Annotated in this window: 20 protein-coding genes and 4 pseudogenes; 7 read left to right on the forward strand and 17 right to left on the reverse strand. The window is 70.1% G+C overall.

Annotated elements, in window-relative coordinates:
* Positions 1-127 precede the first annotated feature (127 nt).
* The 8 genes and pseudogenes from ACFYX3_RS37595 to ACFYX3_RS37630 all read right to left on the reverse strand — a co-directional run bounded on the left by ACFYX3_RS37595 (position 128) and on the right by ACFYX3_RS37630 (position 9131).
* On the reverse strand, positions 128-1219 hold the full coding sequence (locus ACFYX3_RS37595; RefSeq protein ID WP_389023772.1) for a LacI family DNA-binding transcriptional regulator: 1092 nt from the start codon (positions 1217-1219) through the stop codon (positions 128-130).
* 245 nt (positions 1220-1464) lie between these two features.
* A complete protein-coding gene (locus ACFYX3_RS37600; RefSeq protein WP_389023775.1) occupies positions 1465-2169 on the reverse strand; it encodes a maleylpyruvate isomerase N-terminal domain-containing protein in 705 nt (234 codons plus the stop codon).
* Between the two features lie 147 nt (positions 2170-2316).
* Positions 2317-2751, reverse strand: a complete 435-nt coding sequence (locus tag ACFYX3_RS37605) for a GNAT family N-acetyltransferase (protein ID WP_389023778.1) — start codon at positions 2749-2751, stop codon at positions 2317-2319.
* A gap of 154 nt (positions 2752-2905) precedes the next feature.
* A pseudogene (locus ACFYX3_RS37610) lies at positions 2906-3099 on the reverse strand (dipeptidase); the annotation flags it as partial.
* A gap of 123 nt (positions 3100-3222) precedes the next feature.
* Entirely contained in the window at positions 3223-3753 is a 531-nt protein-coding gene (locus tag ACFYX3_RS37615) for a hypothetical protein (protein WP_389023781.1), read from the reverse strand.
* A gap of 506 nt (positions 3754-4259) precedes the next feature.
* Positions 4260-5510: a cytochrome P450 gene (locus tag ACFYX3_RS37620; RefSeq protein ID WP_389023784.1), complete on the reverse strand. Its 1251-nt coding sequence runs from the start codon at positions 5508-5510 to the stop codon at positions 4260-4262.
* Positions 5511-6007: 497 nt separating this feature from the next.
* Positions 6008-6649, reverse strand: coding sequence for a hypothetical protein (locus ACFYX3_RS37625; RefSeq protein ID WP_389023787.1), 642 nt, complete (start codon positions 6647-6649; stop codon positions 6008-6010).
* Positions 6646-9131: pseudogene (locus ACFYX3_RS37630) on the reverse strand (molybdopterin oxidoreductase family protein). Before ACFYX3_RS37630 ends, ACFYX3_RS37625 begins: the two are co-directional and overlap by 4 nt.
* 558 nt (positions 9132-9689) lie before the next feature.
* Between ACFYX3_RS37630 and ACFYX3_RS37635 the strand changes: the two are divergent.
* The 3 genes and pseudogenes from ACFYX3_RS37635 to ACFYX3_RS37645 all read left to right on the forward strand — a co-directional run bounded on the left by ACFYX3_RS37635 (position 9690) and on the right by ACFYX3_RS37645 (position 11018).
* Positions 9690-10150: pseudogene (locus ACFYX3_RS37635) on the forward strand (hypothetical protein).
* 360 nt (positions 10151-10510) lie between these two features.
* Positions 10511-10681 (forward strand): hypothetical protein, encoded by a 171-nt coding sequence (locus tag ACFYX3_RS37640; RefSeq protein ID WP_382663375.1) that lies wholly within the window; start codon positions 10511-10513, stop codon positions 10679-10681.
* 76 nt (positions 10682-10757) lie between these two features.
* A complete protein-coding gene (locus tag ACFYX3_RS37645) occupies positions 10758-11018 on the forward strand; it encodes a GlsB/YeaQ/YmgE family stress response membrane protein (RefSeq protein ID WP_389023791.1) in 261 nt (86 codons plus the stop codon).
* 158 nt (positions 11019-11176) lie between these two features.
* Here the strand turns inward: ACFYX3_RS37645 and ACFYX3_RS37650 are convergent, their stop codons facing one another.
* The 8 genes from ACFYX3_RS37650 to ACFYX3_RS37685 all read right to left on the reverse strand — a co-directional run bounded on the left by ACFYX3_RS37650 (position 11177) and on the right by ACFYX3_RS37685 (position 15091).
* Positions 11177-11575 (reverse strand): gas vesicle protein K, encoded by a 399-nt coding sequence (locus ACFYX3_RS37650; protein WP_389023794.1) that lies wholly within the window; start codon positions 11573-11575, stop codon positions 11177-11179.
* Complete coding sequence (locus tag ACFYX3_RS37655; protein WP_389023797.1) at positions 11572-11781, reverse strand: gas vesicle protein; 210 nt, start codon at positions 11779-11781, stop codon at positions 11572-11574. The genes ACFYX3_RS37650 and ACFYX3_RS37655 overlap by 4 nt, the downstream gene beginning before the upstream one ends.
* On the reverse strand, positions 11778-12734 hold the full coding sequence (locus ACFYX3_RS37660) for a GvpL/GvpF family gas vesicle protein (protein WP_389023800.1): 957 nt from the start codon (positions 12732-12734) through the stop codon (positions 11778-11780). Before ACFYX3_RS37660 ends, ACFYX3_RS37655 begins: the two co-directional genes overlap by 4 nt.
* Positions 12731-13162: a gas vesicle protein gene (locus ACFYX3_RS37665; protein ID WP_389023804.1), complete on the reverse strand. Its 432-nt coding sequence runs from the start codon at positions 13160-13162 to the stop codon at positions 12731-12733. Before ACFYX3_RS37665 ends, ACFYX3_RS37660 begins: the two co-directional genes overlap by 4 nt.
* 18 nt (positions 13163-13180) lie before the next feature.
* Entirely contained in the window at positions 13181-13429 is a 249-nt protein-coding gene (locus tag ACFYX3_RS37670; protein ID WP_389023807.1) for a gas vesicle protein GvpG, read from the reverse strand.
* A 61-nt stretch (positions 13430-13490) separates the two neighbouring features.
* Positions 13491-14201, reverse strand: a complete 711-nt coding sequence (locus ACFYX3_RS37675) for a GvpL/GvpF family gas vesicle protein (protein WP_389023810.1) — start codon at positions 14199-14201, stop codon at positions 13491-13493.
* A gap of 3 nt (positions 14202-14204) precedes the next feature.
* Positions 14205-14675: a gas vesicle structural protein GvpA gene (locus ACFYX3_RS37680; protein ID WP_389023813.1), complete on the reverse strand. Its 471-nt coding sequence runs from the start codon at positions 14673-14675 to the stop codon at positions 14205-14207.
* Between the two features lie 29 nt (positions 14676-14704).
* On the reverse strand, positions 14705-15091 hold the full coding sequence (locus tag ACFYX3_RS37685; protein ID WP_389023817.1) for a gas vesicle protein: 387 nt from the start codon (positions 15089-15091) through the stop codon (positions 14705-14707).
* A 239-nt stretch (positions 15092-15330) separates the two neighbouring features.
* Here ACFYX3_RS37685 and ACFYX3_RS37690 point away from each other — a divergent pair, with 239 nt between their 5' ends.
* Complete coding sequence (locus ACFYX3_RS37690; RefSeq protein WP_389023820.1) at positions 15331-16323, forward strand: histone protein; 993 nt, start codon at positions 15331-15333, stop codon at positions 16321-16323.
* Positions 16324-16326: 3 nt separating this feature from the next.
* On the forward strand, positions 16327-17334 hold the full coding sequence (locus ACFYX3_RS37695) for an SRPBCC family protein (protein WP_389023823.1): 1008 nt from the start codon (positions 16327-16329) through the stop codon (positions 17332-17334).
* Positions 17335-17472: 138 nt separating this feature from the next.
* Here the strand turns inward: ACFYX3_RS37695 and ACFYX3_RS37700 are convergent, their stop codons facing one another.
* Entirely contained in the window at positions 17473-17646 is a 174-nt protein-coding gene (locus ACFYX3_RS37700) for a CsbD family protein (RefSeq protein ID WP_389023826.1), read from the reverse strand.
* Positions 17647-17984: 338 nt separating this feature from the next.
* Between ACFYX3_RS37700 and ACFYX3_RS37705 the strand changes: the two genes are divergently transcribed.
* Together ACFYX3_RS37705 and ACFYX3_RS37710 are read left to right on the forward strand one after the other, a co-directional pair.
* Positions 17985-19127: a hypothetical protein gene (locus tag ACFYX3_RS37705; RefSeq protein ID WP_389023829.1), complete on the forward strand. Its 1143-nt coding sequence runs from the start codon at positions 17985-17987 to the stop codon at positions 19125-19127.
* A 127-nt stretch (positions 19128-19254) separates the two neighbouring features.
* A pseudogene (locus ACFYX3_RS37710) lies at positions 19255-19392 on the forward strand (VOC family protein); the annotation flags it as partial.
* Positions 19393-19583 lie beyond the last annotated feature (191 nt).

Here is a 19583-nt window from a genome sequence, read left to right on the forward strand (position 1 = left end):
TGCACCGATCGTTCGCGGGGGCGTTGACCGGAATCATTCGACAGGAGAATCGCTTCGTCAATGCTTTTGCTTCATATGAAAGAAAACGAAAGTTACCGATGTGACCTGACGTCGCTCCCCACCCCGTCTAAGCGCGGCCGCCGGGCGTGGACGGGGCACTGCTGGAGTCCCGCACGCGCAGCTCCGGGCGGAGCAGCAGCTCGGCCAGGGGCGCGGCCGGATCGGCGATCCGGCGCCTCATCAGGTCGACCGCCCACGCCCCCACGGCCCTCTTGGGCGGCGCCACGGCCGTGAGCGGCACATCACTCAGCTCGGCGACCTCGTCGTCGTACGTCACGATGGCCAGATCCTCCGGAACGCGCAGGTCACGTGCCCGAAGGAGGCCGATCAGCGCGACGGCGTCGAGATCGTTGTGGACCAGGGCGGCCCGGACATCACCCGCTTCGACCGCCCGCACGAACTCCTCGAACCACTCGGCCGGCGCCGCCCCGTCACTCGGATCGATGCCGTACTCCGGACCCACCGGCAGCCGCAGGGCCTGACAGGCCGCCACGTAACCCTCGCGGATCAAAGGCGTGTTGGGGCTCTCCACCCGCGCGACCAGGGCGATCCGGTCGTGCCCCCGCTCGGCGAGGTGCCGCACCGCCAGTCCCGCGCCGTGGGCGTGATCGGACGCGACCTGCTCCAGTCGCCCGGCCTGCCCGCCGACCCTGCGGTCCACGAGGACGACCGGCACGTCGAGACCCGTCAGCCACTCCTCGGCCAGGTCCACGGGCTCCAGCCCGGCGCGCGGCATCAGCAGCAGGCCGTCGACACCCGCCGCGACCAGCCGTCGCACCTGCTCCCGGTTGTCCTCCAATGTCTCGCCGGAAACCGCGAGCACGACGCGCACCCTGTGCGTGCGTGCCGCGTCCTGCACTCCTCGGATGATCTCGGGGTAGTAGTAGCTTCCAGGCGGAACGATCAGCCCGAAGACGTCCCCCTGCCCCGTCGCCGAACGAGGGGCGGCGGGCCCGGCCACGTCGGCTGCCTGCGCCGCGCTCGATGACATGGCACCTCCGTGCACACGCACCACCAGGCCCCGGCCCGCCAGGTCCCGGACGTCCTGGCGCACGGTGACGGCGGAGACCCCCATCTCCTCCGCCACGTCCTTCACCTTGACCGACCCCCTGCGCTCGATCAGGCGCAGGAGGGCCTCACGTCGCTCTTCAGCCAGCACGTCACGTGCCCCCTCTCTCATCGCAAGCGAAGCTTTTTGCTTTCACTCGACAAATGAAAGGTACCAACCAAGCCGTGCATGCGACTGGCGGTGCGACGCGGGCCGACTCGCCGAGGGGCGGATGCCTCACGGAGCGGCTGCGGAGAGCGGCGTCTTGCAGCAAAGGAAGCCCGGCGGTGGCAGCACGCCCTGCGCTCGCCTGCAGGGCGATTCCCGGTTTCCCGGGTTACGGGCGGGCGCCCAGGTCAGCCCAGGGCGAGCCAGCGGATGCCGAGCTGCTCGACCTGTACGGCCTCCGTGTCGTCCAGCGGCTCCCGCCCGGTGGCCTTGCGCAGGAAACGCGTCCGGCTCCACCCCAGCTCGCCGGTGGCCACGGCGTGTTCCCTGCCGAGGAGCAACTCCGCCACGACGTCGCCCGCGGCCGAGGTCAGCCAGGGCTTGCGTCCAAGTGCGTCGGCAAGGTCGAGACCGTGGACGGCGACCTCCACCACGCGGGTGAGGAGGAACTCCGACAGGAGCATGGCGTCGCCATGACGCGTTCGTACAGTCCGGCCATCCTGCTGGACCCGGCACAGCCGGTCGACCCGCTGCCAGGCGACGGCGAAGTCCTTGACGAAGGCGGCGCCGTCGGCCGACCGGGCCGCACGGTCCTGGGCCAGCGCGATCCGGCCGTCGTTGGTCCGGGGCGAGAAGCGCTCGTCCGGGCGGTAGTACTCCGCCGCCGAGATCTCCGGCTCACGGGGTGCCGGTGCGTCCAGCATGCCCGGTAGCCAGTCGATCACGATGCATACGTGCCCCAACAGGTCGAGCACTGTCCAGGGGGTACAGCGTGTCGGAAGGCTCCACTCGGCCGGGGAGAGCCCTGTCACGGCATCGGTCAGGGCCCCGGCTTCCTGACGGAAGGCTTCGAGCACTCGGCCTTGATTCACGCTGGTGATGTTCCTGATCATCGTCGGACAGGCTCCTGTCGGTCATGCGATCGCGGCTCGGCGCACGTGTTCGTCACGGCGGGCACCCGTGAGCTCGCATCGGTCGTTCCCCCAGGGCCGGCGACTCCGTCCTTGAGGGCGGAGTCAGCCCCGTCAGGCATTCGGCTCTCAGATCTCCACGTTGCCGGGCCGCTCCACGCGGAGCATGGAGTGGACAGCCGAGTCGTTCCACCGTCCGCCACGGTCGGCTCTGGTGTGCTCGAAGAGGTAGTCCGCAAGGAGCCGCTGGGCCCGGGTGCCGATGCCCCGGCCGCGGACGGAGGGCACCAGACCGACGGCCGGGCTCCAGTCGGTCAGGTCCGCAGGCCCCCAGGTGCCGGGGAACCACTTGACCCGGCCGACCGTCACGTCGCCCTCGACGACCGAGAACAGCCCGCCGTCGGGGCCGAGGAGGCCGTTCTCCGCGAAGCGGTGGCGCAGGTCGGCCGTCGACTGGTGGCCGAACCACTGGTGGACGCCCCGGCCCTCCGGCCCGTCGAACTCCCGCTCCCACACGTCGAGGTCACCGGCGGTGACGGGACGCAGTGTGATCTTGTCCGACATGCAACGGCTCCTGATCTCCCGGACCGCACGGCCACGACGGGCAACGTCTTTGTGAACTTCTCCTCCAGCCGACACGCGCTCCGGCGGGGTGCCGGTTGCGTCCGCCCAGAGGAAGATCGCCAAGACAGCCCTCGGGACAGCTGCACAAGCCGGCCTCCCTCGGACCGTAGAGGGCAGCAACTGCTCCTGTTTTCAGGGCCCAGTAGCGGTCCCCGTAGGACCGGTGCCGCCATTCCGTGGGGTGGTTCACCAGCCCCGTCACCGTGAGCACCGAGCCCAGGAGCCCGCGGTCGGCTCGGGCCTCCTCGCCGATGCCGGGGCATCGGCGTGGCAAGCACCCGTGCTCTGCGTACCGTCGCCCGCGGTCACGTCACGGCGGTGATCACGATCGACGCCGTGACGAACACTGCGACGGTCCTGGCCGTTGCCTACGCAGGAGAGTGACACGCGGGCCACGTCGTTCCCGTCCGATCAGCGGCCGTACACGCTACGGCAGAGGTCAGCGGCGCCCATGGGCGCGCCGATCTCCTTGGCCTGGGCACAGAGTCGGCGCATCTCGGGTGCCTGCCCGTTGGCTGCCTGCCGCCGCCGTGGCGCGGCCTGGTGCTTCTGCGGGGACCGGGGCTTCCGATTCTTCCCGGCTGCGGACGTCACCCCCTTCGGGGTCCTCTTCTCCGCCATCGTCTCGGGGGACTTCCGCAGCCTCGTACGACGGCCCGCCTTGTCGGTGTGGAAGGGCTCGGCTGCCGCAGCGGCGGGCGTGGGGGCGGTCGTCACCGGCGCGGGTTCGGGGCGGGGACCGGTGGTGGAGAGCTCTTCGCGGGGTGCGGCCTGGGTGGGCTCGGACCACGTGGGGATCGGCGCCGGCGGCCGGTCGGCCGCCGCGGCAAGTTCCCCGGGCCGGGCGGCCGGCGGGCGAGGGCCGGGAGCCGAAGGAACGGCCACACAGCCGCTCGTGACGAGCACGGCCAAAGCGAGGATCACGGTACGGCGGAGGTTCATGGTGATCACGCTGCCGGAGCGGTCATGGGACGGGCGGGTGACACGGCCCGGGTCCACCGTGACGAGTGAACGGCTCCCACCGGCGGACCGGGTAGCAGGGCGCGGCCGTCAACACCCCCGCCCAGCCGCACGGTCTCGTGCTCCCACCGTCTGGACACCCCGTCACTCGCAACGACGCTCCACAACCCCGTTCAGAGACCACCCCGGGTATGGGGAGGAGCCGTGGTAAGCATGGTGGCGAGCAAGCCGCAGGCTTTGCCCCTACAGCAGCAGCACTCACCACACCCCACTCCGAACGGGCGCGCGTCAGCCACTGAGCCAGACCCACAGCCGCTCACGGTCGACGCGGTCGCGGGGTGATGCCGAAACCCGCCGACGAGTGCTCTCGCTCGAAGCTTGAACCTACGCAACCATCCGCACCCTCCACGAAGTTCGGGAACTCCTCGAACCGGGTCCGCTGGTTGCCGCGCCCCCATGGAAATGAGGAGCAGTCAGGCGAAAGTTCGTCACGCGAGGCCGAGGACGAAGCCACTGCGCGGCAGCGTCGGTACCCGCGACAGCGGAATGGTCAGATCCTGGGCGGGGACGCTGTACTCGAGCCCGGCCAGCTCGGTCACGAGTGTCGAGAGCACCGTGACCGTGACGTCCTCGCCGGGGCAGCGATGCCCGCGGGCCGGATCCCCGCCTCCTTGGGGGACGAGTCCGTCAGGGAGGCGACGCGCGCGACTGAAGCGGTGCGGTTCGAAGCGGTACGGATGGTCCCACAGGTCCAGGTCGTGGTTCTGCCCGTAGAGGTCGAGGAGGAGCATCGTGCCCTTTTCGATCCGCTCGCCTCGCCACGTCAGGTCCCGGGCGGCGAGGCCACCGACGAAGGGTGCGAACGGATAGAAGCGCCGCACTTCGTGGGCGAAGGCCAAGGCGTGCTCGCCGGTGGGGTCCGCGCGCAACAGCTTTCGGTGGTGCGGCCAGCGGTGCAGGGCGTGCGCCGCGAAGGTCGCGAACCAGGCGATCGCGATCGTGGGGCGGACGATGTTCAGCAGCTCCACCGCGGCAGTGTGCGTATCGAGAAGTTCGCCATCCGGGGTCCGGTGCTGGGCCACAGCCTCCAGCACCGTCGGCCTGTCGCCGTCCGTCGGACTCTCGCGCACGGCACCGACGAGACCGCCCATCGCGTTCTCCTGCCTCGTCCGGGCCCTGCGGGCTCGCAGATGGCGCAGTCCGGGAGCGGCGAAGCCGTCAACCATGGCCACGCAGTCATGGGCCAGACCTGCGGCCTCCGCGTCGGGCAGGGGGATGCCCGCCCAATCACGGACGGCGAGGGCCAGGGCCTCGGCCGTCGTGTCGAACAGCACGATGGGCTCTCCCGCCCGGGACGCCTCTTCCACCGCGTCGTGCCAGCGACGCCTGACGAGGGTGCACAAGTGCGCGACGCTCTCGTCGTCCTTGAGCAGGGCCATGAACAGCGCCTTTCGGGCGCGGTGCGCATCCCCGTCCAGTGTGTGTACGGCCCCCCGTCCGAAGAGGGTGTCCAGAACCGGCCCGGGCAGCGCCTGCTTCCGTACGACGTGCTCCTCGTCGTAGAAGAACAGCACCGCCTCAGGACCTCGTACGGCGACCGCGGGCCTGCCCAGCAGGCGGGTCCGGTACACCGCGCCGCCGGCCGACCGCATCCGGTCGGGGAGCCACGCGTATCCGCGCGCCAGCGCGCCCAGGGTGCTGTCGTGCAGGGGAGCCGCGAAAGGCTTGGAAGGAATCATGCAGTGCGGCTACCCGAAGATGCACGGCGTAACGGTGGAACCGCGGGCCAACCGGGTCGCGGGTGTTCGTGCGACGGCCCCCTTATGCCGCGTCGGCAGAAGGGCGGCTCACCGCTGTGCGCGGTGCCGGCCCCCCGGTGATGCTGGACCCGGCCCGGGTCCGTGACCGCCACGACAGTTTCGACTTCCACCATCTCCCCTTCGGGGCCGACGCCCAGAGCCCACGTCAGCCGTCAGGGCTCGTCGACGAACTTCGACGGCACGGCAAGCCCCTGGTGCAGACCGTGCACGACCTGCGCAACCCCCACCGGCCCGAGCGAAGCGCCCACGACGCGGCCCTCGACGCGCTCTGGGCCTACCCTGATCCCCCTGGACCTCTCGGCGCTCACGTACGCCTTCGGGGCGCATCCGGGCCGGCTCGAAGTCTGCTACGACCTCGGCACCGCGGTGGCCGTCCCGGGCTGCGGCTGATACGCCGAGCAGCGCCCTTGCCACGTCTACGGCACGGCCCCGAAGGCCTGGACGTACGGTGGCCGGCCGCCGCCGTGCGCCGAGCTCACGGCCACCGGCTGACGCCATGTGGCCACCCGGAGGCCCGGGCGGGTGGACGCACAGCTCTCACCAGCGGTGGATGCGTACTCGCGAACCTGCCGAAGCCGGCCGGCCCGCATTCTTTCCGGAGCCGTGAGCCCGGGGAGAACGGCCCGGGGAGAACGGAGCGTCACAGGGCGGCGAGGACCTGCGGCGAGGGACAGGAGTGCGGTGTCCTTGGACGTCTGCGCGACCTGGGCGAGCATCTCCCAGTGCAGTGAGTTGCAGGTCGCGGCCAGGTGCACCTCGCGCAGGTCACGCAGCAGCAGGAGCAGGAGGCCGGGGTCGGGCAGGGTGGCGAGGGTGGCCGGACGACTGGTGCCGAACGCCGCGAAGCGCGCGTCCTGTGCCGTGTCGAGGTCCAGGCCATGGCGGGCCGCCGCCTCACGGAGACGCTCGACGTGCTCCCCGGACCACGTGGCGAGGTCGGCGGCCACGTGGTGGATCTCGTGCTCGGCACGATGGCGCTCCGCAAGATCCGTGAGTTCGCCGATCAGGTGTCCCTCGCCCTGGTTCAGGGTCCGCGGTGCCGGTTCGATGCCGTTCACCGGCGGTCCTCCTCCCGGTCCCATGCGGGGTCGGGGAGCTGGGTCACCCGTGCCATCGGTCCGCCCGTGGTGGCCGGCAGGCGCCGGCCGGCCGGGGCGGAGGCCGTGGTGGTGGGGGGCGGGTGAGGGTTGTCCGTGGCCGCGGGCGACGCGTGTGACCGCTGCGGCGGCGGTCTTGAACAGCGGCTGTTCGGAGGCGGGTTCCCAGTCGGTGATGGTCGTTTCGTTCGCCGCCCGGCCCGGAGTGGAGGCGTCGGGACCGGCGCCTGACGGCGTGTCCCAGTATCCGTGGTGGAAGGGCACGAAGATCACGCCCGGCCTCAGTCCGGTGATGCGCAGCTGTCCTCGCAGGGCGCCGCGTGGGGTGGTGACCTCCACGACGTCACCCTCCGCGAGATCGAGGCGGGTCGCGTCGTCGGCCGACATCTCCACCCACACGTCGGGCGCCGCCGCGTTCGGTCGGGGAGAGCGGCCCGTCCTGGTGCGGGTGTGGAAGTGGTAGAGGGTGCGGCCGGTGGTGAGCTGGAAGGGATAGGTGTCGCTGGGAGTCTCGTGCGCGGGCGTGTAGGCGGCGGGCTTGAACATGGCCTTGCCCTCGGGGTTACGGGCCCGGTAGTCGTCTTCGCCGTCGGCAGCCCCGGTGACGAGGTCCTTGCCGTAGGTCTCGCACATGTCCGGATGGGCCCAACTGATGCCCCCGGTGTAGAGGCGCGGCGTTCCCCGGGGCGCCCGTTGGCCGACCGGCCATTGGATGCCGGTGCCCTCGCGCAGCATCTCGTAGGTCAGGCCGGTGTAGTCGCAGGGACGGCCTGCACTGCAGCGCTTCCACGCCTCGAAGGCCGACACCGGATCCCGCCACGTGACGAGTGGCCCTCCGTCTTGATGCCGGAAGTCCATGCGGCGGGCGTAGTCGAGAAAGATGTCGAGGTCCGGCCTCGCCTCTCCCGGCGGTTCTACGGCTTTGTCCGAGAGATGGACGGTGCGGTCGGCATTGGTGAAGGTGCCGGTCTTCTCTCCCCAGGTCGCAGCGGGCAGTACGACGTCGGCGTACTGGGCGGTTTCGGTGAGAAACAGGTCCTGGACGACGAGGACAGGCGCTCCTGGGCGAGGATCGTCCGGACGCGGGACAGTTCCGGCAGGGATACGGCGGGATTGGTCCCGCTGACCCACAGCATGCGGATCGAACCCTGTTCGGCGTACCGGAACATCTGCAGGGCGTGCGTGGGCGGTGCGTAGTGCGGAATCACCGCGGGTTCGACGTTCCAGACCTGGGCCAGGTCCTCGACGTGTGCGTCGTTCTGCCAGTTCCGGAAGCCCGGGAGGTCTCCGTCGGCGCCGCATTCGCGGGTGTTCTGGGCGGTGGGCTGCCCGTTCATCTGCAGCACTCCCGCTCCGGGCCTTCCCAGCATTCCCCTGAGCAGATGCAGATTGTTGACCTGAACGGCCGCCGCGGTGGCCTGATGGGACTGGTATACGCCCTGGAGCACGGTGGACAGCAGCCGCTCGGCACTTCCGAGCAGCTCGGCCGCCTCGACGATCCGGGAGACCGGGACATCGCAGATCCGGGCGGCCCATTCCGGCGTGCAGTCCTGGACCTGGGCGGCGAGCTCCTCGTGGCCGACCGTGTGCGTCCGGACGTAACCGTGGTCGACCCGTCCGGTGCGGATGATCACGTGCAGGAGCTCGCGTTGAGCAGTGCCACGTTCGTGCCGATCCGGGGCGCGAGGTGCACGGTCGCCTTCCGGGCGACCGGGGTGGGCCGGGGATCGACGCACAGCAGACGGGGCGGGTCGCTGCCTTCGAGGCGGTCCAGGACGCGCATCCACTGCACGGGCTGGGTCTCGGCGATGTTGCGACCGAAGAGGGCGATGACGTCGGCGTGGTCGATGTCTTCGTAGCAGCCGGGCCGGCCGTCGGAGCCGAACGTCTCCTTGAGCGCCTCTGCGGCGGTGGCTGTGCACAGACGGGTGTTGCCGTCGAGATGGTTCGTCCCGATGCCGGCCCGGGCGAGGACCGCGAGCGTGTAGTGCTCCTCCAGGAACAGCTGCCCGCTGGTGTAGAAGCCGATGGCCCCGGGGCCGCGTTCGTCGAGGAGTGAGCGGGAGCAGGAGACGACACGGCTCATCGCGGTCTCCCAGTCGGACTCCACGAGACGGCCGTTCTCGCGGACGAGGGGGCGTGTGAGCCGGTCGGGTGACGCGTTCGCCTGCCAGCCGAAGAGGTCCTTCGGCCCGAGTCGGCCGCGGTTGACCCGGTCGGTGGCACGTCCCCGTACACCGACCATCCGTCCGTCCACCACCGCGATTTCCATGGCGTCCCCGTCGGAGTGGAGGATGGAAGCCGCCTGCACCCGCTTCTGCACCTGGTCGGGGCGGAGCCCTTCAGTGAGACAGGTGTCCACCCGAGCCGGCCACGGCTGGTGGCGTCCGTGGGGAACCCGACCGCCCCAGGGATCGCGGATCCGGTCCACCGGCCCTTCCATGCCGACCTCCTCGACGCGGTCCGCCGACCGGTCTCCGGTTGCCCCGTGTCTCGCGGATGTCGACGTCGTCCGGGTCAGTACGAAGACGTCTTCAGGACGGTGACCCTCGGCAGTCGCCACAAGGTGTCTTCCGGACGCGGGACTGTTCTGCAGCCGACCAGCACCGCACGTTCGGCTCGCTCGCCGGCGCTCCTGTGCGCGTGGGTGCCTGCGAGCCGCCGTGGCAGACCTGGGCCGCGTCGTACATGAACGCCATCCCCCTCGCTGTCGTACCGGAGCCTTCGGCGGTATCGGTTACGAGCCGGTGCGCCGGCCGGCCGAGCGCCGATACGACCTCGGCATCAACGCCGAGAACGAAGTCCGGCTCCAGGAAGCGGCCCAGCGGATCCGACAACCGGGCGCCCGGGTGAAGGCGGTGCGCGCCCCCGAAACCGAGTGCGCACGGCGAGGCTCGCCCTCGGGGAGCGCGGCACGCCGTGGTGGGACCGACAGGAGAGGAGCGTCGTGCGCGCTGGAGCGAGGGGCCGGCTGCGCTCGACAGGGACGCCGGCGAGGAGGATGCCGACGGGCCATGGGCCGGCTTCCGGCCGTCCTGTGGACGACGCTCGAAGGCCGTTCGATCGGGCCCGTGGAGCCCTCCATCCGTCCACCAGCTGACGGGCACGGCAGACTTCGAACGGGACTGGGCGGTCAGGTCGTTGCGGGACGCCGGTCACGGAGACCGGGCCGATGGCGTGGAGACCGAGGTCCTCGGGCACGACGTCATTCCCGGCCGCTGGACGTTCCAGATCCGACGGGACGCATACCGAGCCGTTCAGGGCCCTCGAGCAACTCGCCGTCGCGATCTCGCCGAGGGCGAGGATCGTCCGTACGAGGCCCGGCTCAAGGCGGCGCGACGCGCTCCGGGCCACCCTGATCACACTTCAGGGCTCGATGGAGACCCCTTGACGCACGGGGTCGGCCTGCGTCCCGAACCTCTTCCACGACGGTTCCGATCTCTTGGCATCGCCCGGCCCTGAATGTTTAAAGTCGAACTTATGGTGCACTCGCAGATCTAGAAGACGAAAGCGAAAGCAATCACGATCACTTCGGTCACCTGCGTCTTCGAGGGACAGCTGCCTGGCTGAGCTGAGCGTCAGGAGGATCGGGTGAAATACGGAGTGGGCCACCACCGTCACGGCAGACACCGGGCGCTCTCCCGCTGGAAACCACGGGCCGTGGTACGCCGGAGCCTGGTGCGCATCACGAAGTGGGAGCTCCACCTGATGGCCTGGGGTGTGCGGATGACGGTGCGGCGGGCCCTGCACGCCGTGTCGCCGGCGACGGTTCGGCACAAGTGGTAGCCCGAGGTGTGGAAAGAGCCTGCGGAAGGGCGAGAGATGAGCACCTGGGAGAAGACGAAGGGGCAGATGGAAGAGGTGGCCGGCAGCGCCATCAGGAAGTCCGCCCACGCGATGGGGAACGAGAAGCTCGCGGCCAAGGGCGGCGCGCTGCAGATGCGCGGCAAGGCCCGGCGCCTCAAGGAGAAGGGGAAGGACAGGCTTCCCTGATCGGATCGGGGGTACGCGCAGCTGAGCCGGCCAGTCCCAGCACATCGGAACGCCACATCGGGAGACAGAAGGAATCATGGGAATACTTGCTTGGATCCTCCTCGGGCTTCTCGCAGGCATCATCGCCAAGATGCTGATGCCGGGAAAGGACCCGGGCGGCATCATCGTCACCACGCTCATCGGCATCGCGGGCGCCCTGCTCGGCGGCTGGCTGGGCAAGGTCATCTTCCACGTCGATTCCGTCGACGGCTTCTTCGAGATCTCCACCTGGATCGCCGCCATCGTCGGGTCGCTCGTCCTGCTCTCGGTGTTCCGCCTGTTCGCGCGGCGCAGATGACCTCGCACGGGACGGTCGTGACGCGTCTGCGATCCGGACCGCCCCGCCCGCACCACACGTGGCCGAGCGGCTTCCCTCTCCTGTCGAGGGTGAAGTCGCTCGGCCGCTCTCGGCCGCGGTAGGCGCGGCCCCTCCCCCACCGCCACCGGATCTCCGTGTCACCCGGAGGGCGGAAGCAAGGTGCCCAGGGGGCCGAGGTCCAAGTTGAGGTCCTCGAGCGTGTATCCGTGCTCGGAGCACAGCTCGGTCATGCGGTCGTGGAGGGCGAGGAGAGTGGCTCCGAGCTCCTCTTCCTGTGCGTCGGTGAGGTCGCCCGAGTCGACACGGCGAAGGGCTTGGCGTTCGATGAGCTGCCTCAGAAGCTCGACGACGGTGAGTACGAGCTTGAGGAGGTCCTCGCCGACGGCGTCGGGATCGGTGCGGATGCGGTGAGCCGGGGGCCGGGGCTCCCCGGGCGGTGCCGGAGGCTCTTGGAGCAGCCGGAAGGCGTGCGCCAGCGGGGCACCGAGCGCGTCCGGGTCCGGAGGCGGCGACGGCCCGGTGGGTTCCGCGTTCATGGCCGGCTCCTGGGGGCGAAGGGGTCGTCGGAGTTCGTGACGGAGGTGATGAGGGCGCGCAGGGAGACGCGTACGAGGTCGATGTCGGCGATCGACAGGACGATGTCGCCCGTGATGACGACGCCTCCGGCCAGGAGACGGTCGAGGAGGTCGACGAGGGCCACCTGCCGGCCGGGCAGCGAGTCGTCTCGCTCGGTGAGGGTCATGATCGGCTGTCGGTACGATCGGCCGTGTCGGCGGCCGGGGCCGGTGACACGGCGAAGGAATAGGGTGCCCAGGGGCCGGTGACTTCGATGCGGATGCCGGGCAGGCCCTGGCCCGCCTCGTCGAGTGCTGCGCGGAAGGCCTCTGCCTTCTCGTCGGGGACGAGGTAGGCGTCGTTGAGGACGTTCTCGCCGTTCTCGCCGCGTGTGAGCGGTCCGGTCTGCACGGGGTGGCGGACGGCGTGCGTGGCAAGGCGGGCTGCGATGGCCGCGATGCGATCCGCCGCTTGCCTGGCCTGCAGGTAGCGGTCCTCCCGGGCGTGGTGCTGGGCTCGGCGAGCCCGGAGATAGGCCCTGCCGGGGCTCGGGGCGTCCGTCGGCGCGGTGGAGTGGGCTCGGGCCTCGCCGTGGGGGTCGTCGGCTGCTGACGCCGTGGGCTGGGCAGGGGCCTCGGCCTGGATGCCGTCGACCGCAGGCGCAGTGGGCTGAGCGCGGGCCTCGGCGGGGATGTCGTCGGCCGTGGCGGCTCCGGCGGCGATGTAGACCTTGACTCCGTACTCGGCGTGGCGGGCCAGGAGGGCGAGTCGGGCGGAGAAGGAGTCCTGTTGCTCGCGCAGGGCTTCGCGTGCGCGGTCGTCGTTCTGGTAGAGGGTGGCCAGTCGGAGGGGCAGGACGATCGTGTGCTCGGTCAGGGCCTGGATGACGTCGTGGTGGGCTCTGGCGGTCTTCTCCAGCCAGCCCAGGTCTTCGAAGCGGGATCTGAGGGCTTCTTCCCGCCACTCACCGGCGGGGACCTCGCTGACGACGAACACCGGGGCGGGCGATCTCGGCCGGCCGGGATCCAGGAAGGTGACCGGAGCGTCTCCTACGCCGCGCAGTCCCGTCAGCGACTCGTCCAGTCGCGGGGTGCCTGCGGCCACGGCGTAGACGTAGGTGAGGCCGGGCTCGCCGTTCATGGTGCGCGCCTCTCTCTCGTGGCGTCCCCGGACCGAACCCCTTCGTGTCGCTCCGCGCCTTCCTCTGCCGGGCTCTGCGGGGCGGCGTCCAGTCGCTCACGGCGCAGGGCTTCCACCTCGGCGCGCAGACGACGGTTCTCCTCCGCGAGCGGGTCACCGCTGTGGCGCGAGGAGAGCGAGGGATCGTGCTCCCACCAGTCGATGCCCATCTCCTTGGCCTTGTCCACCGACGCGATGAGGATCCGCAGCTTGATGGTGAGCAGCTCGATGTCGAGGAGGTTGATCCGGATGTCCCCGGCGATCACGATGCCCTTGTCCAGGACGCGTTCGAGGATGTCGGCAAGGCTGGCCGACGAGGACGGCGGGTACGACGCCGACGTCGCCCGGGACGGCATCGGGGCGATCCTGTGGGCAAGCGGGTCAGTCACGACACCCGACCTCCTGGGTCACTGCGGGCTCTGCCGGAATTGTGCGATCTCGTCGAGTCGGTCGAGGAGTTCGTCCTCCTGGCTGTCGAACGTGGCCTGGTCGATCTCTCCGTCCACCAGGCTGCGCTCCAGTTCGGCGAGGGCCGCGTAGACGGGAGCCGGGTCGTAGTACTCCTCGTTCGCCTGGTCCAGGGCTCTCTGCGCCGCCCACGTCACGAGCCGCACGGGCAGCAGCGGCGCGGTCAGTAGCTTGGTCAGCATTCCCATGGCGTTCTTCCTCGGTGTTCCCTGGGCGGTTCCCGTACCGAGCGCACCGGCCCGCGCGTGGCTACACGAAGCTGTAGGGGGGCAGCGGCCCGTTGACCCGGAACCCCACGTCCTCCACCTGCTCGGCGAGGCGGGCCTCCGCCTCCAGGAAGGCGTTCTTGTCGTCGTCGTGGACCAGGAGGGAGATGTTGAGGATGTCTCCGTCCGCCGGGGTTCGGACGCTGTGATCCCGTGCGAGAGGGACGAGCGATCGGACCAGTCCGGCGGCCAGGCCCTCCCGCCGCTCCCCCACTTCGGCGGCGACGAGCTCACCCAGCTCCAGCGGCAGCCGAGGGTCGGGGTCGCCGCCCCGGATCCGGTCGTTGAGCTGCCGCGCCCGGTCCGACCCGTACAGGATCTCCCGCAGGAGGGCGTCCTCGTCCTGAGAGACCTTCACTTGGTACTCGGCGCAGCCCCGCAACCGCTCCAACGCCGCCAGATAGCCGTCGGCGTTTTCCAGGAGCACCTGGGTGACCGCCTGGTCGTCGGGGGCGGTGTAGCCGAACTGCAGCGGGAGGACCGTGCCGTCGGCCATGAGCCGGTCCTGCACCTCCTGGTGGACGGTGAGGTCGCGGCGTCTGGGCCGGATCTCCTCATCGACGTCCGAGACGACCGCTCGCAATCGCCCCGCGGTGACGGCGCGCACCGGAGCGGGTTCGGTTCCGACGCCCGTCAGCCCGTCCAGCCGGCACGGGTGCGCGGCGGCGATGACGGAGTACACGTAGAGGGGCATCGTCTACTCCCTCTCTCGGCGGGCGGTGCGCCGGGCGGGCCGACGGCGTCGGGGAGTCTCTTCCTCTTCCGCCGCTTCTTCCGGCTCTTCCTGTTCTTCTTCGTCGTCGTCGGACGAGCCGCCCAAGGACTGCGTCACCGCGTCCACGACGCCGCTGATGGCCCCTTTGGACTTGCCGCGCGCCCCGCTCTCGACCGCGTTGCCGACAACGTCGGTCAACTGGGTGGGGGCCTTGCGGCCGGCTTCCAGGTCCAGGCGGTTGCAGGCTTCGGCGAAGCGCAGGTAGGTGTCGACGCTGGCGACGACGATCCGTGCGTCGATCTTCAGGATTTCGATACCCACCAGAGAGACGCGCACGAACACGTCGATCACCAGGCCTCGGTCCAGGATCAGCTCCAGGACGTCGTAGAGACTGCTCGTGCCTCCGCCCGTGCTTCTGCTGACGTTGCTTCCACTCTGCGGCACCACGGTCATGGCCGCTTCCCTTCACGCGCCGGCCCCGGTCAGGTAGGCCGGTCGATCATGCCCCGGGTGTATCGCCGGGTGCGCTCGTACGAGATCAGCTCGCCCTCCGCGTCCACGGTGACCTTGTAACTGGCGAGGATGCTGGTGGTGTCCGGTATCCGTTCCAGCTCGAGGACCTCGACCTGGGCCTCCCAGCCGTCCTCGATCGGCCGGAGAGACGAAACCGACTCGGGGACGCGTCCCAGGAGCTCCGAGACCTGTTCCACCGCGGACCGCATCGCCGCGGCCGCACCGGAGGTCTTCCTGCGCGTCGGCGTCTTGCGCGCAGGCTTCGCGCGAGCGACGGCCTTCCGGGCGGGCACCTCTCGGTCCTGATCCTCCTCCGGCGGAGGACGTCGGCTGCGGCCCGGCTGTGCTGAGGCCATGAGCCTGCTCCCCTCGCGAACTGAATCGTGCGGCTGCCCGCCCATGTCCGTACCAAACACCACACCGTGATTCCTACAAGATTTCTTTACTCTCCATATTTCACGCATATCTCCCATCCGGTAGAGCAGTCCCCGTAGTGACAGCGCGAGCGGTGGCGTCTCGTCGCCCGCACCAGGGCATCCGCCGTGGCGCACGGAGTCGCGGTGACGACCGGGTCACCAGGTGAAGGGAAAAGCTCATGGAGGACACGACCAAGATCGCCTTGGCGGCCGCAGTCGCCGGGGGCTACCTACTGGGGCGGATGAAGAAGGGACGCCTGGCCTTCTCCCTGATCACGTACGCCGCGGGCCGGCGTTTCGGCCTCGACCCGCGCGAGCTCGCGACTCAAGGCCTGAAGAAGCTGGCCGAAATGCCCCAGGTGGCCGAGCTCGGCGACCAGATCAAGGGTGAGGCCCTCGACGCCGGACGCAAGGCGCTCGTGGCCACCGCGAACCGCCGGATGGCCGATTTTGCCGACTCCCTGCACGAACGCACTCTCGCCCTGGAACAGGGCAGCGGGGACGACGCGGAGGAGGAGTACGACGAGGCGGAAGGCGACTACGAGGAGGAGCCCTACGAGGACGAGTGGGCCGAGGAGGAAGAACCCGAAGAGGAGGAGACCGGGGCCGCGGAACCCTCGGCCGAGGAGGAACCGGAGGAGGAACCGGAGGAGGACCTCGGCGAGGACGAGGAGGAGGAGCAGGACGAGGCGGGGGAAGAGGAAGCACCGCCGACTCGCCGCCGCACCGCCCGCCGCTCTGCCTCCGCGTCGCCCTCCAAGACGACCCAGCGCCGGGCCCCGGCCCGCAAGACCGCCCCGGCGAAGAAGGCCGCCCCGGCGAAGCGTGCGGCCCCGGCGAAGCGTGCGGCCCCGGCCAAGAAGACCGCGCCCGCGAAGAAGACCGCCGGCAAGAGCGCGAGCAAGGCCCCGAGCAAGACCGCGGGCAAGAGCGCGAGCGCCGGGACGAAGGCTCCCACGCGGCGGACGGGGACCGGCACGACGGGCAAGCGCTCCCCGAGCGGGACGAAGCGCAGCACCCCTGCCAAGAAGGCCCCTGCCAAGAAGGCCGCGTCGAAACCGCCGGCCAAGAAGACGGCGGCCAAGAAGAGTGCGGGGCGTGCTCCCGCGTCCAAGACCGCGGCGAAGAAGACCGCCAAGACGACCAGCCGCAAGACCACTGCTCGGAGGTGAACCATGGCCACCAATCGCGCGAACAGCGACGACCGGTCCGGGTTCGACCGGCTGATGGAAGAGGCCTCCGCGTATCTGGCCACTCAGACGGGCCATCTCGCGGACAAGGCCGTGGACAAACTGGGCGATCTGACCGACGGCCTCCAGGACGTCGCGGAGAACGGCGGCAGTCTCGGGGACATCGGCGGCCGCCTGCTTCAGGGCGACTCACCTGTGAAGGCCATGCTCGGCCACACCGTCGACGGCCTCAAGGACAAGGTCAAGGACGTGGGCTCCGGACTGCTCGGCGGCAAGAAGCGGGGCCGCAAGGGCGGCGGCAAGGCCATGAACATCGTCGAGACCATCGACGTCGGCGTGCCCCTGCGCACCGCTTACGACCACTGGACGCAGTACGAGGACTTCAGCGGTTTCGCCAAGGGTGTGCGCAACGTCTCTCAAGGTGACGACACGACCAGCGACTGGAAGGTCAAGGTCGGCCCCTCCACCCGCAGCTGGAAAGCCACCGTGCAGGAGCAGATACCGGACGAGAGGATCGTCTGGACCTCAGAAGGAGCCAAGGGGACCACACGCGGTTGCGTGAGCTTCCACGAGCTCGGCCCCTCCCTCACCCGGATCCTCCTGGTCGTGGAGTACTACCCCGCCGGGCTCTTCGAGAAGACCGGAAACCTCTGGCGGGCACAAGGCCGGCGCATGCGTCTGGACCTGAAGAACTTCGATCGCTTCGTGTCTCTCTCCAACGAGGAGCCAGAAGGCTGGCGCGGGCAGATCGAGGACGGCGAGGTCGTCCTCACTCACGAGGAAGCCCTGGAGGAGGAGGGCGAGGAGGAGGGCGAGGAGGAACCGGAGGAGGACGCGCCGGAAGACGAGGACGAGGAGGGCGGAAGGGACGAGGAGGCCGAAGAGGAAGAAGGCGAGGAGGAACCGGAGGAAGACCTCGGCGAGGAGGGCGAGGAGTACGAGGAAGACGCCTACGAGGACGAGGAGCCCAGTCCCTCGCGGCGTCGACGCTGAACCCCACCGGACCGTCCCGTCGTGGCCGTGCTCACGCACGGCCACCGGCTTGGGTCCCGCCACGACGGCGCGCCACGACGGCAGGTGAGGAGGCCGACGGCCCCCGCCGTCGGCCTCCTCACCTGCCGTTGCCGAAGATCAGTGCTTGAGCGCGTCCTTCGCCTTCTGGGCAGCCTGCTTCGCATCGGCGGCGGCCTGCTCGGCACGCCCCTTCATCTCCAGGCTCTCGTTGCCGACGGCCTTGCCCGTGACCTCCTTCGTCTTGCCCTTGGCGGTCTTGCCCATGTTCTTGGCCTTCTTGCCAGCGGCCATGCCCGTCACCTCCAGAACTATTGGTCCGCTACCCGGATAAGACGAAACAAAGCATGCTGATTCGTCCAGGGTCGACCTGCGTCCTGCTGACCGCGCGAAGGCCGCGGTGGCATGCCGTGCGGAGGGGGTCGCCGGCCAGGCCCGTTCGCCGAGGACTCACGGGGCACCCGGCGCCGCTTCGGCGCCCGTACCCTCCGTCTCCTCCCTGCAGCACTCCCCGGGCGCAGCACGCCTCGACAGCGTCGATCCGTCAGCCGGTGAAAGCGGGGTGCAGCCTGGTGGACCCGGCTCCCACGGACCATACTGGTCGCGACGTGATCACCCCATTGAACGGTTTCATGGCCAGGAACAGCACTTCATCGACCATCGCCCCCGCCACCGCGTGGCTCGGGCGTGGGCGCCACCTCGGGTCCGAGGCGGAGCAGGACGTCCGGCGTAACCTGATCGCCCTCAAGGCGGCTCGGGTGATCGACGATTTCCTGGAGCTCGACCCCGTCGAGGCGGCCCGCTCCACCGACCTGTTCCCGAGGGACGGGTCCGCCGATCCCGGACCGCTGGCCCGCCGCGTCTTCGAGGCCCGATGGCGCGTCGCCGACGAGGTCACCGTGCGCGCCCATCTGACCACGTACGACCCCGAGTCCCGCCGTATCGAGCGCGACGGGGTCACCTGGGTCCTCGCCGCGGAGGCGGAGCGGGCGTGGGAGGCGGACTGGCCCTCGCCCGCCACCATGTTCTGGCCCGACAGCGGTCAGGTCGCCTGGGACCACGAGATGGTGCCGGGCGTGCGCCTGCGGACGACGAACCACCTGCCCAAGGACGACGGCGAGTTGCGCCGCGTGCTGCGGGACTGCACCCAGCAGAGCTGGAACATCCACGTCGTGGTGCACGAGGCGATGACGCCGGACGCGCCGGGGCGGCGACCGGTCACGGCGTTCCTGCCGAAGAGCCTCAGGCACCGGGTGGTCGAGCACCGTGCCACGCCGGACCAGGCACTGATCGCCGACTTCGCGATGAAGCGTGAGCTGGGCGTGGGGCTTCCGCGCGGTGGCGCCGTCATCCTGCCCCCCGTGCCGGAGTACGAAGCGGAGCGGTTCACGGTACGTGATGTCTTCCTGGACGGTACGGAGCCGACCGAGCTCCTCGCGAAGATCCTGGATTTCGCCTCGCTCCCGCGGCCGCTCGCGGTCGACGCCGAGCGGGCTCTGACGCGACTGCGCCAAGGCTGGCACCTCCTCACCCCGGACGAGGAGCTGGTGCACGCACGGGCGATGGTCACCAAGTACGCCAAGGCGCTCGAAGCCATGACGGTGTCGTGCAACCTGTACCAGGAGGCCGCCGAGTCGGCCCTGGCGGCACTGGCCGAAACGGCCGGCGGCGACGTGCCGCCCCGGACGCCCACGTCGACGCCGGCCGAGCAGGACGTCTCCCCCTTCAGGTCCCTCACGAAGACGCTCAACGTCTTCAAGCGCCCCAACCGATGAGCCGGGCTTCCGGCCGGGTCCAGATGTCAGGAGCGACGGTCAGGTCATCCCCTCATCCGAGCGCCGGCCGACGGCGGCTTCCAGGCTCTGCGCAGCGCGGCACGACTCGTACAGATCAAGCGGCGCCGGGCCGATCGCCGGGGTGGTGGTCGACTGCACCGACCCGCGAGCGATGGCCCGGTTCTGGGGAGAGGCCATGGACTGGACGGTGCACGAGGTCACTGACGACCACGTAACCACCCGTTCCGCCAAAGGCGTCGACCCCTAACGGCAGACGCCCGTCAAGCCGGCGCCGACGACACCGCCCTTGCCCGGCTCCGCAGGCTCGACGCCCCGCGTCACGTACCCGGCGGGGAAGCAGCCCTCGTCACCCAGCGGTGGCGGTGGTGGAGCCACGAGCCGATGCGGGTCGACTGGCTGAGCGCCTTCGTCCTGTTCGTCGGCACGCTGGTGTTC

Source organism: Streptomyces sp. NPDC002463, assembly GCF_042889835.1.
GTDB classification, from domain to species: Bacteria; Actinomycetota; Actinomycetes; order Streptomycetales; family Streptomycetaceae; genus Streptomyces; species Streptomyces nymphaeiformis.

Coding starts and splice junctions, on each gene's coding strand:
- ACFYX3_RS37705 (WP_389023829.1), top strand. CDS start 17,985: ATGGCCAGGAACAGCACTTCATCGACCATCGCCCCCGCCACCGCGTGG.
- ACFYX3_RS37675 (WP_389023810.1), bottom strand. CDS start 14,201: ATGCCCCTCTACGTGTACTCCGTCATCGCCGCCGCGCACCCGTGCCGG.
- ACFYX3_RS37680 (WP_389023813.1), bottom strand. CDS start 14,675: ATGACCGTGGTGCCGCAGAGTGGAAGCAACGTCAGCAGAAGCACGGGC.
- ACFYX3_RS37685 (WP_389023817.1), bottom strand. CDS start 15,091: ATGGCCTCAGCACAGCCGGGCCGCAGCCGACGTCCTCCGCCGGAGGAG.
- ACFYX3_RS37600 (WP_389023775.1), bottom strand. CDS start 2,169: ATGATCAGGAACATCACCAGCGTGAATCAAGGCCGAGTGCTCGAAGCC.
- ACFYX3_RS37615 (WP_389023781.1), bottom strand. CDS start 3,753: ATGAACCTCCGCCGTACCGTGATCCTCGCTTTGGCCGTGCTCGTCACG.
- ACFYX3_RS37670 (WP_389023807.1), bottom strand. CDS start 13,429: ATGGGAATGCTGACCAAGCTACTGACCGCGCCGCTGCTGCCCGTGCGG.
- ACFYX3_RS37645 (WP_389023791.1), top strand. CDS start 10,758: ATGGGAATACTTGCTTGGATCCTCCTCGGGCTTCTCGCAGGCATCATC.
- ACFYX3_RS37700 (WP_389023826.1), bottom strand. CDS start 17,646: ATGGCCGCTGGCAAGAAGGCCAAGAACATGGGCAAGACCGCCAAGGGC.
- ACFYX3_RS37605 (WP_389023778.1), bottom strand. CDS start 2,751: ATGTCGGACAAGATCACACTGCGTCCCGTCACCGCCGGTGACCTCGAC.
- ACFYX3_RS37620 (WP_389023784.1), bottom strand. CDS start 5,510: ATGATTCCTTCCAAGCCTTTCGCGGCTCCCCTGCACGACAGCACCCTG.
- ACFYX3_RS37655 (WP_389023797.1), bottom strand. CDS start 11,781: ATGACCCTCACCGAGCGAGACGACTCGCTGCCCGGCCGGCAGGTGGCC.
- ACFYX3_RS37650 (WP_389023794.1), bottom strand. CDS start 11,575: ATGAACGCGGAACCCACCGGGCCGTCGCCGCCTCCGGACCCGGACGCG.
- ACFYX3_RS37640 (WP_382663375.1), top strand. CDS start 10,511: ATGAGCACCTGGGAGAAGACGAAGGGGCAGATGGAAGAGGTGGCCGGC.
- ACFYX3_RS37660 (WP_389023800.1), bottom strand. CDS start 12,734: ATGAACGGCGAGCCCGGCCTCACCTACGTCTACGCCGTGGCCGCAGGC.
- ACFYX3_RS37690 (WP_389023820.1), top strand. CDS start 15,331: ATGGAGGACACGACCAAGATCGCCTTGGCGGCCGCAGTCGCCGGGGGC.
- ACFYX3_RS37695 (WP_389023823.1), top strand. CDS start 16,327: ATGGCCACCAATCGCGCGAACAGCGACGACCGGTCCGGGTTCGACCGG.